Origin of the sequence: Actinoallomurus acaciae (assembly GCF_042429965.1) — a bacterium.
Taxonomy (GTDB): Bacteria; Actinomycetota; Actinomycetes; order Streptosporangiales; family Streptosporangiaceae; genus Actinoallomurus; species Actinoallomurus acaciae.
The window spans coordinates 19,563-28,406 of the sequence record NZ_JBHLZP010000044.1; the positions used below are offsets into that span (position 1 = coordinate 19,563).

The window sequence follows — 8,844 nt, forward strand, 5'->3', positions numbered from 1 at the left end:
GCGTCGCCGGGGCGGCGGGAATACCGGGAACGGCCTCGGCGTATGTTCCGGACATGAGTGATCTCGCCGACGCGCCCCTTTCGCCGACCGCCGTCCGACGAGCCCTCGCCCGCGCCCGCGACGGCAAGGCGCTCGACGTCACCGAGGCCGAAGTCCTGCTGGGCGCCCGGGGAGAACAGCTCGGCACGCTGCTCGACCACGCGTCGCGCGTACGCGACGCGGGGCTGGAGGCGGCGGGCCGGCCCGGCGTGATCACCTACAGCCGCAAGGTGTTCATCCCCCTGACCCGCCTGTGCCGCGACCGGTGCGGCTACTGCACGTTCGCCACCGTGCCCGGCCGCCTCGACGCCCCCTACCTCAGCCCGGACGAGGTTCTGGAGATCGCCCGCCAGGGTGCTGCCATGGGCTGCAAGGAGGCGCTGTTCACCCTCGGCGACCGGCCCGAGGACCGCTGGAAGCAGGCCGGCGAGTGGCTGCACGCCCACGGCTACGACGACACGCTGTCCTACGTCCGCGCGATGGCGATCCGGGTCCTGGAGGAGACCGGCCTGCTGCCGCACCTCAACCCCGGCGTCATGAGCTGGCAGGACTTCCAGCGGCTCAAGCCGGTCGCACCGTCGATGGGCATGATGCTGGAGACGACCTCGCGCCGGCTGTTCGAGGAGAGGGGCCAGGCGCACTTCGGCTCGCCCGACAAGGACCCGGCGGTACGCCTGCGCGTGCTGGAGGACGCGGGGCGGTCCAGCGTGCCGTTCACCACGGGCATCCTCATCGGCATCGGCGAGACCGTGCGCGACCGGGCCGAGTCCATCTTCGCGATCCGCAAGGTCGCCCGGGAGTACGGCGGGATCCAGGAGGTCATCGTCCAGAACTTCCGCGCCAAGCCGGACACCAAGATGCGGTCGATGCCCGACGCCGACCTTCAGGAGCTCGCCGCCACGATCGCGGTGACCCGGCTCGTGCTGGGCCCGAGGATGCGCGTACAGGCACCGCCCAACCTGGTCGACTCCGAGTACGCGCTCATGCTGCGGGCCGGCATCGACGACTGGGGCGGCGTCTCACCGCTGACCCCGGACCACGTCAACCCCGAGCGTCCCTGGCCCCAGATCGACGACCTCGCCGCGCGCACCGCCGAGACCGGATTCACGCTGCGCGAACGCCTGACGATCTACCCCGAGTACGTCCGGCGCGGCGAGCCCTGGCTCGACCCGCGCGTGTCCGCCCACGTCGCCGCGCTCGCCGAGCCGTCCGGCCTGGCCCGCGAGAACGTCATCCCCGAGGGCCTGCCCTGGCAGGAGCCCGACGGCGGCTGGGCCGATCAGGGCCGTACGGACCTGCACGTCTCCATCGACACCGCCGGCCGCAGCTCCGACCGCCGCGAGGACTTCGACGAGGTGTACGGCGACTGGGCCGAGGTGGGCGGCCGGATCCGCCCGGCGGAGCGGTTCGACGCGGACGTGGCGTCGGCGCTGCGCAGCGCGGAACGGAACCCGGGCGGCATCACGGACGAGGAGGCCCTGGCGCTGCTCCAGGCCGACGGGGCGGAGCTGGACGCGCTGGCCCGGCTCGCCGACGACCTGCGCCGCGACGCGGTCGGTGACGACGTGACGTACGTCGTCACCCGCAACATCAACTTCACCAACGTCTGCTACACCGGCTGCCGGTTCTGCGCCTTCGCCCAGCGGCGCACCGACGCCGACGCGTACACGCTCTCGCTGTCCCAGGTCGGCGACCGGGTCGACCAGGCGTGGGCGGCCGGGGCGACCGAGGTCTGCATGCAGGGCGGCATCCACCCCGACCTGCCCGGCACGGCCTACTTTGACCTGGCGCGCGAGGTGAAGAAGCGCGCGCCCGAGATCCACATGCACGCGTTCAGCCCGATGGAGGTCGTCAACGGGGCGTCCCGGACGAACCTGTCCATCCGCGACTGGCTGACCGAGGCCAAGGCCGCGGGCGTCGACTCGCTGCCCGGCACCGCCGCGGAGATCCTCGACGACGACGTGCGCTGGGTCCTCACCAAGGGCAAGCTGCCGGCCGCCGAGTGGGTCGAGGTGGTCACCACCGCGCACGAGCTGGGCATCCCGACGACCTCGACGATGATGTACGGGCACGTGGACACGCCCGCGCACTGGGTGGCGCACCTGAAGCTGCTGCGCTCGATCCAGGAGCGCACGGGCGGCTTCACCGAGTTCGTGCTCCTGCCGTTCGTGCACCAGAACGCGCCGATCTACCTCGCCGGCCTGGCCCGTACCGGCCCGACCCGGCGGGAGAACCGCGCGGTGCACGCTCTCGCGCGGATCCTGCTGCACGGGGCGATCTCCAACATCCAGTGCTCCTGGGTCAAGCTGGACGACGAACTGTGCAGCCAGGTGCTCCAGGGCGGCGTCAACGACCTGGGCGGCACCCTCATGGAGGAGACCATCAGCCGCATGGCGGGCTCGGAGAACGGCTCGTTCAAGACGATGTCGGCGCTGGAGGAGATCGCCGCCCGCGCCGGGCGCCCGGCACGCCAGCGCACGACGGCGTACGGCGAGGTCCCGGCCGAACGCGTCGCCGCGGCCCGCGCCACGGACGGCGTGGGGCACTTCCTGCCCATCGTGTCTTGACGCCCCCTCGCCGCGTCCTGGTCGCGGGGATCTCCGGCGTGGGCAAGACGACGCTGGCGCGCAGGCTCTCCGCCCGCTGGGGTCTGCCGCGCTGGGAACTCGACGCGTTGCACCACGGCCCGGGGTGGACGCCGCGCCCGGAGTTCGCCTCGGACGTGCGCCGCTTCGCGGCGGAGGAGCGCTGGGTCACCGAAGACCAGTACCACCGCGCCCTCGGCGACCTGCTGTGGGAGCGCGCCGACACCGTGATCTGGCTGGACCTGCCCCGGCGTACCGTGATGTGGCGCGTCGTACGCCGCTCGGCCGCACGCGCCCTGACACGCCGCGAACTGTGGAACGGCAACCGCGAGAGCGCCCGCGACTGGCTGCGCGCGTCCCACCCGATCCGCTGGGCGTGGTCGCAGGCCGAGTCCCGCCGCGAGGCGACCGCCGCACGGGCGGCGAGGTTCCCCGGCGTCACGGTCGTCCGCCTGCGTACCGCCCGCCAGGCCCGGCGCTGGCTGCGGCAGACCTGACCAGGCCGCCGATCGAGGCGTCGCGACCAGTTCCCCGGCGAGCGAGGATCCGTCGCCCCACCGAGCTACGTGTCGGCGAGATCCTCGTGGACGAGACGCGTGAGAACGCCGCCTGGGGCCGACTGGCCCGGCGTCCCCCGGCACACCTTCCCGGCCGTCCTGGGCGCGCTGACGGCCCGGGGAGGGGACGTGGCCCAGGTCTTCGAGAACGCGGGCGGCGGGAACAGACCGGGTCGCCGGAGCGGACCGAGGAGAACGATCTGTACCCGGACGTGCGCCCGGCGCGGCCGCGCTGCGGGAGCCGGGCCTGTGGGCCGGGATCGCGGGCAACCAGCCGGGACGCGCGGGACGCCTGCCGCGCGCCCTCGCATGGTCGGCACGAGCCACGAATGGCCGCTCCGCAAGCCGGACCCGCGTTTCTTCGCCCGCCTTTCACGGGAGGCGGGCCGGCCACCGGAGCATGTACGTCGGGGACCGCTGGGACAACGCCATCAGCCCGGCACTGACCGCCGGAATACGCGCCGCGCACATCCGCCACGGCCCGTGGGCCCACATCGACGACACGGACGTCACACCGACGATGCGTATCGAGAGCCTCGCCGAGCCCCCGTCCGCGATCACCGCCTTCGACGCGGCCCGATGAGCCGTCCGGGCCGCGTGGAGACGGCCCGCAGGTCCTGGACGGCGAGGCGTTCGACGTCATCCTCGGCCTCATCGGCGGGTCCCTGCGGAGTACGACCTGGCCGGCATCGGCATCGAGCGGCTCGTCTTCGGGGGAATCTGCGGCAGGTCGCCTGGCGCCCGTCCGGACTCAGCGCAGTTCGATGAAGTCGTCCGGGTCGCGTGGGGGGCGGTCGCGCGGGGGCGCGGCGGCGTGGCCGATGCCGACGGCGCCCATCGGGTCCCAGTTCGCCGGCACGTCCAGGGCCTCGCGTACGACGTCGGCGCAGAACATCGTGCTCGACACCCAGCACGACCCCAGGCCCTCCACGGCGAGCGCCACGAGGAGGTTCTCCACCCCCGCGCCCATCGCGACCAGGAACATCTCGCGCTCCGCGCGGGAGCGGCGCGCGTCCGGGTAGGGATGCGCGCCGTCCGTCACCAGGCACGGCACCACCAGGTACGGCGCGCGCCGGAGCACCTCGCCCCGCCGCAGGCGGCGCGCGATGGACTCCTCGGAGAACCCGTCGCCGCGCAGGTCCGCCTCCCACGCGTCGCGCATCGCGTCGAGCAGCCGGTCCTTGGCCTCCTCCACCAGCACGAACCGCCACGGTGTCGTGTGGTGCGGGGCGGGCGCGGTGATCGCGGCGGACACCGCGCGGCGTACGGCGGCGCGGTCGACGGGCTCGGCGGTGAACTCGCGTATCGTCCGGCGGGCCCCGACGACGTCCGCGGAGCCGTACCGGAACATGTCCTCGTCGGCGGGGCGGACCAGCACTCGCGCCCCCGGCCCGTCCTCCTCGGTGACCAGGTGGGACAGGCCACGCACGACCGCCACCGGGACGCCGGCCAGCTTGCCCTTGACCAGCTCCGCCGCCGAGGCGACCTCGTCGGCCACCGAGGTCGCCGTGGCCGTGAGCAGGTTGCCGTACGCGTCGGTGCGCCCGCGCAGGTCGTCCATCGGCCGTACGCCGGCGGCGCCGATCGCCGCGTCGGTCAGGCCCATCCGCCACGGCCGGCCGAGCGTGTCGGAGACGATCACACCCGCGCGTACGCCGGTCAGCTCGTGCAGCCGGGCGCGGATCCGGCGGGCCGACGCGTCGGAGTCGACCGGGAGCAGGAGCACGGTGCCGGGTTCGGTGTTGGAGGCGTCCACGCCGGCGGCGGCCAGCACGAGGCCGTGCCGGGTCTGCACGATCCGGGTGTCGCCGCGGCGCGCGACGACGCGCACGGTCTCGGCGTCGATCGCCTTCTCCCGGTCGTCCGCGACGAGGACCCGCCCCTCCGCCTTGCTCACGATCTTGGAGGTGACGACGACGATGTCGCCGTCGCGGAGGTCCGCGCCCGCGATCAGCGCGGCGATGTCGTCGCCCTCACGGACCTCGGGCAGCCCGGGCACGCCGAAGACCTCGAACGTCTGAGTCATGAGTCCTTCTTCGTCGGCGGCCGTCGCCCGGTCATGGACCCTCCTACGTCGGCGGGGGTGACCACAGGGGCGTGTCTTCTGGTTCCCCCGGTCGCGGGCCCTCCTGCGTCGGTGGGGGTGCCCACGGGGGCGTGTCTTCTGGTTCCCTCGCTTCGCTCGGTCACGGCCGTAGCTCCCCGGCGAGGTCGAGGGCCGCGCGGGCGATGTCCGCGGTGGCCTCCAGGTCGGTCATCAGCAGGGGCCGGGCCCGTACGGCGATGCCGTCGAGGTCCCCGGCCGTGGCGCCGTCGGCGGTGTCGACCAGCCAGCCGTCGAGCAGGTCCGGGCCGTAGTGCGCGGCCACCGCGCGGGCCGAGGTCTCCACGCCGATCGCGGTCAGGCACGCGTCCGCCATGCCGCGCACCGGGGCGCCGCCGATGATCGGCGAGACCCCGACGACCGTCTTGGCCGCCACCGCGGCGCGGATGCCCGGCACGGCCAAGATGGTCCCGATGCTGACCACGGGGTTCGACGGGGGCAGGACCACCAGGTCGGCGGCCTCGATCGCCTCCAGCACGCCCGGGGCCGGCTTGGCGTCCTCCGCGCCGACCGCCGCGATGCTCTGCGCCGGCGTCCCGGCGTGCAGGCGCACCCACCACTCCTGGAAATGGACCGCGCGCTTTCCCGCGTCATCCTCGATGACCACGTGCGTCTCCACGCGGTCGTCGGTCATCGGCAGCAGGCGGACACCGGGCCGCCAGCGGTCGCACAGCGCCTCGGTCACCGCCGACAGCGGATACCCGGCGTCGAGCATCTGGGTGCGCACGATGTGCGTGGCGAAGTCGCGGTCGCCGAGGGTGAACCACGAGGGCCCCACCTCGTACGCCGCCAGCTCCTCCCGGAGGGTGAACGTCTCGTCCGCGCGCCCCCAGCCCTGCTCCTCATTGATGCCGCCGCCGAGGGTGTACATCACGGTGTCGAGATCAGGACAGATCCGCAGACCGAAGAGGGAAATGTCATCGCCCGTATTGCCGACGACGGTGATGTCCGCTTCGGGGGCGGTGTGCAGGAGTCCGCGCAGGAAACGGGCTCCGCCGATCCCGCCCGCGAGTGCCACGATGCGCATGCGGACAAGTCTGGCATCACTGGGCCAGACCAAATGCGACGGGCCGTCCGCTTGTGCGAAGCTGACACAAACCGATTACTCACTGGAGCTGGTCCGTGAACAAAGACGTACAGCGGCTGCGGGAGCCCGGAGCATGGGTTCTGCTCGGAGCGGTCGCTCTTCAGATCCTGTCGGGATTGATCGCGCTGCTGTTCGGCCGGGGCAGACTGCCCTTCACGATCGAGGCTTTCCAGTTCGTCACCGCCGACCAGTTCTTCGTCGGAGTGGCCACCGTCGGGCTGGTCGTGATCGCCGTGCTGCTCGCCACCAGGCTCGGCGGCCCGCCGACCCGGCAGGCCCGCAACGTGGCCCTCGCCGGCCTCATCGTGCTCGGCGTCGTGGCGCTGCTGACCATCATCTGCATGCTCGCCGGCCTCGGCGCGGGTGACGTCAGCTCGGGCGTCCTGCTCAACAGCGCGCTCACCGCGAAGCTGACCATGTTCCTGTACGGGCTCTCCAAGCTCGCCGTGCTCGCCGTCGGCGGCTACTACGTCCTGCACACCTACCAGACCTCCGCGCCGCCGGCGCCGCCGATCCCGCAGTACCCGCAGCAGGGCTGGGGCCAGCCGGGCGTGCAGCCGCCGTACGGCCAGCCGGGCTACGGTCAGCAGCCGCCGGCCTACGGCCAGCCGCCGCAGCAGCAGTACCCCCAGCAGGGCTACGTGCCGGCACCGTACGGCACAGGCCCGTACGGGCAGCCGGGCCAGCCACAGCCCGGCCAGCCGCAGCCCGGTCAGCCGGGTCAGCCGCAGCCCGGGCGCCCGCCGGGACCGCCCATGCCGCCTCAGGCACAGCCGCAGCCGCAGTCCGGCCCGCCCTCCGCCCCGCAGCCCACCGTCCCGTCGTCCCAGAGCGACGAGCTCGAAGGCGAGTGGACCCGCGCCTACGGCGGCCTCGGCGGGTCCGCCAAGGCCGAAGAGGCGGAGGACGACAAGCCGGAGAACCCTCCGTCGGACTCGTCGCCGGTCGCGGACCCGTACCGGCCGCCCGAGTAACCGGTCATCCGGAAAGCCCCCCAAAAGGCGTCACGGAGCGAACACCCTCCCGGATCGGTCCGCGCTCCGTACCGCACGGTTCGCAATCGTGTCTCCGCAGGTCAGACGGGTTTCTTTAGCTTCGCTAGACCTTCGGCATCTCATTCGGCTTGACGTCTGCGGTCAGACACGCGTGTAATTTCATCGGTGTAGTTCTGCCTTCCCGGGGGAGAGGGAAGGCGTGACCAGGGGGGCTCCACGGGGCTAGGAGGTGCGCTATGGGCAGTGAGGTGCTCATCCCGCTGGCGCACGGCACAGACGGTGAAGAGTTGGGCTGGCAGGAGCGCGCCCTGTGTGCGCAGACGGATCCGGAGGCTTTTTTTCCGGAGAAGGGTGGCTCCACTCGCGAGGCCAAGAAAGTGTGCCGCGCTTGCGATGTACGTGCTGAGTGTCTTGAATATGCGCTTGGCCATGATGAACGTTTCGGTATTTGGGGTGGTTTGTCCGAGCGCGAGCGCCGCAAGCTCAAGCGTGCCGCCGGCTGACGAACGCCCGCGGGCCGCGCGCCGGCGGGATTCGGTCGGCTGAGCGGACCAGACATATTCGACGGGCGCCTTCGCTATCGTGGTCAGCCGTGCCGGGCAGTTGAGCCCGGTCCGGCTGACCCAATCGGATGAGAACAGTGGCGCCCCAACTCGACCGCCATATCGTCACCGCCGTACTCGTCACGCATGACGGCGCGCGCTGGTTGCCGGAGACACTGAAAGCACTGCTGACCCAGAGCCATCCGGTCGACCGGCTGGTCGCGGCGGACATCGGCAGCACCGACGCCGGGCCGGCCATGCTCACCGAGGTCGTCGGCGAGGGCAACCTCATCACCCTTCCGGCCCGCACCCGGTACGCCGACGCGGTGACCGCCACGCTCGCCCATCCGGCGTCGACCATCGAGGTCCCGGACGGCGCGTCCGGCATCGAGTGGGTCTGGCTCCTGCACGACGACTCCGCGCCCGCGCCCGACGCGCTCGAACGCCTGCTGGCCACCGCCGAGGAGCATCCGCCCGCGACCATCCTCGGCCCCAAGCTGCGCGACTGGGACGACCGGCGTGTGCTGCTCGAGGCGGGCATCGCCATCGACCGGACGGGACGCCGTGAGACCGGCCTCGACCCGCGCGAGTTCGACCAGGGACAACACGACACCATCCGCGAGGTCATGGCGGTCAGCACCGCCGGCATGCTGGTGCGCCGCGACGTGTGGGACGAACTGGGCGGCCTCGACCCGGCCTTCGGCCTCTTCCGCGACGACGTCGACTTCGGCTGGCGCGCCTACGCCGCCGGGCATCGGGTCCTGATCGCGCCGGACGCCGTCGCGTTCCACGCCGAGGCGTCCGCGCGCGGCGCGCGGCAGGTGGCGTTCCCGGCCGACGACCGGCGCAGCGCGCTGCTCGTGCTGCTGGCGAACCTGCCGCTGTCCGCGCTCGCACTCTCGCTGCCGTTCATCGTCCTCACCGCGTTCCTGCGG

At 72.6% G+C, this 8,844-nt stretch carries 8 protein-coding genes; 6 read left to right on the forward strand and 2 right to left on the reverse strand.

Annotation, left to right across the window (positions count from 1 at the left end; all coding sequences use genetic code 11):
• The first annotated feature begins 53 nt into the window (after window positions 1-53).
• The 3 genes from ACFFNX_RS08865 (at window position 54) to ACFFNX_RS08875 (ending at window position 3,764) form a co-directional block, all read left to right on the forward strand.
• Entirely contained in the window at window positions 54-2,606 is a 2,553-nt protein-coding gene (locus ACFFNX_RS08865) for a bifunctional FO biosynthesis protein CofGH (protein WP_378197915.1), read from the forward strand.
• Window positions 2,603-3,121 (forward strand): P-loop NTPase family protein, encoded by a 519-nt coding sequence (locus ACFFNX_RS08870; protein WP_378197917.1) that lies wholly within the window; start codon window positions 2,603-2,605, stop codon window positions 3,119-3,121. Before ACFFNX_RS08865 ends, ACFFNX_RS08870 begins: the two co-directional genes overlap by 4 nt.
• A gap of 460 nt (window positions 3,122-3,581) precedes the next feature.
• Window positions 3,582-3,764 carry an HAD family hydrolase gene (locus tag ACFFNX_RS08875; RefSeq protein WP_378197919.1) on the forward strand — a complete coding sequence of 61 codons (183 nt, stop codon included), beginning with the start codon at window positions 3,582-3,584 and terminating at the stop codon, window positions 3,762-3,764.
• 168 nt (window positions 3,765-3,932) lie between these two features.
• Here ACFFNX_RS08875 and ACFFNX_RS08880 read toward each other — a convergent pair whose 3' ends face one another.
• On the reverse strand, window positions 3,933-5,207 hold the full coding sequence (locus tag ACFFNX_RS08880; protein WP_378197921.1) for a coenzyme F420-0:L-glutamate ligase: 1,275 nt from the start codon (window positions 5,205-5,207) through the stop codon (window positions 3,933-3,935).
• A gap of 160 nt (window positions 5,208-5,367) precedes the next feature.
• Complete coding sequence (gene cofD, locus ACFFNX_RS08885) at window positions 5,368-6,312, reverse strand: 2-phospho-L-lactate transferase (RefSeq protein ID WP_378197923.1); 945 nt, start codon at window positions 6,310-6,312, stop codon at window positions 5,368-5,370.
• 95 nt (window positions 6,313-6,407) lie between these two features.
• On the opposite strand from cofD, the gene ACFFNX_RS08890 reads away from it, so the two are divergent.
• The 3 genes from ACFFNX_RS08890 to ACFFNX_RS08900 form a co-directional block, all read left to right on the forward strand.
• On the forward strand, window positions 6,408-7,346 hold the full coding sequence (locus ACFFNX_RS08890) for a hypothetical protein (protein ID WP_378197925.1): 939 nt from the start codon (window positions 6,408-6,410) through the stop codon (window positions 7,344-7,346).
• A 257-nt stretch (window positions 7,347-7,603) separates the two neighbouring features.
• Complete coding sequence (locus ACFFNX_RS08895) at window positions 7,604-7,870, forward strand: WhiB family transcriptional regulator (RefSeq protein ID WP_285579166.1); 267 nt, start codon at window positions 7,604-7,606, stop codon at window positions 7,868-7,870.
• A gap of 137 nt (window positions 7,871-8,007) precedes the next feature.
• The coding region (locus ACFFNX_RS08900) for a glycosyltransferase family 2 protein (protein WP_378197928.1) at window positions 8,008-8,844 on the forward strand (837 nt) is incomplete at its 3' end.

Excerpts from the sequence above, each read along its gene's own strand:
- ACFFNX_RS08880 (WP_378197921.1), bottom strand. The coding sequence starts at position 5,207 with ATGACTCAGACGTTCGAGGTCTTCGGCGTGCCCGGGCTGCCCGAGGTC.
- ACFFNX_RS08865 (WP_378197915.1), top strand. The coding sequence starts at position 54 with ATGAGTGATCTCGCCGACGCGCCCCTTTCGCCGACCGCCGTCCGACGA.
- cofD (WP_378197923.1), bottom strand. The coding sequence starts at position 6,312 with ATGCGCATCGTGGCACTCGCGGGCGGGATCGGCGGAGCCCGTTTCCTG.
- ACFFNX_RS08895 (WP_285579166.1), top strand. The coding sequence starts at position 7,604 with ATGGGCAGTGAGGTGCTCATCCCGCTGGCGCACGGCACAGACGGTGAA.
- ACFFNX_RS08875 (WP_378197919.1), top strand. The coding sequence starts at position 3,582 with ATGTACGTCGGGGACCGCTGGGACAACGCCATCAGCCCGGCACTGACC.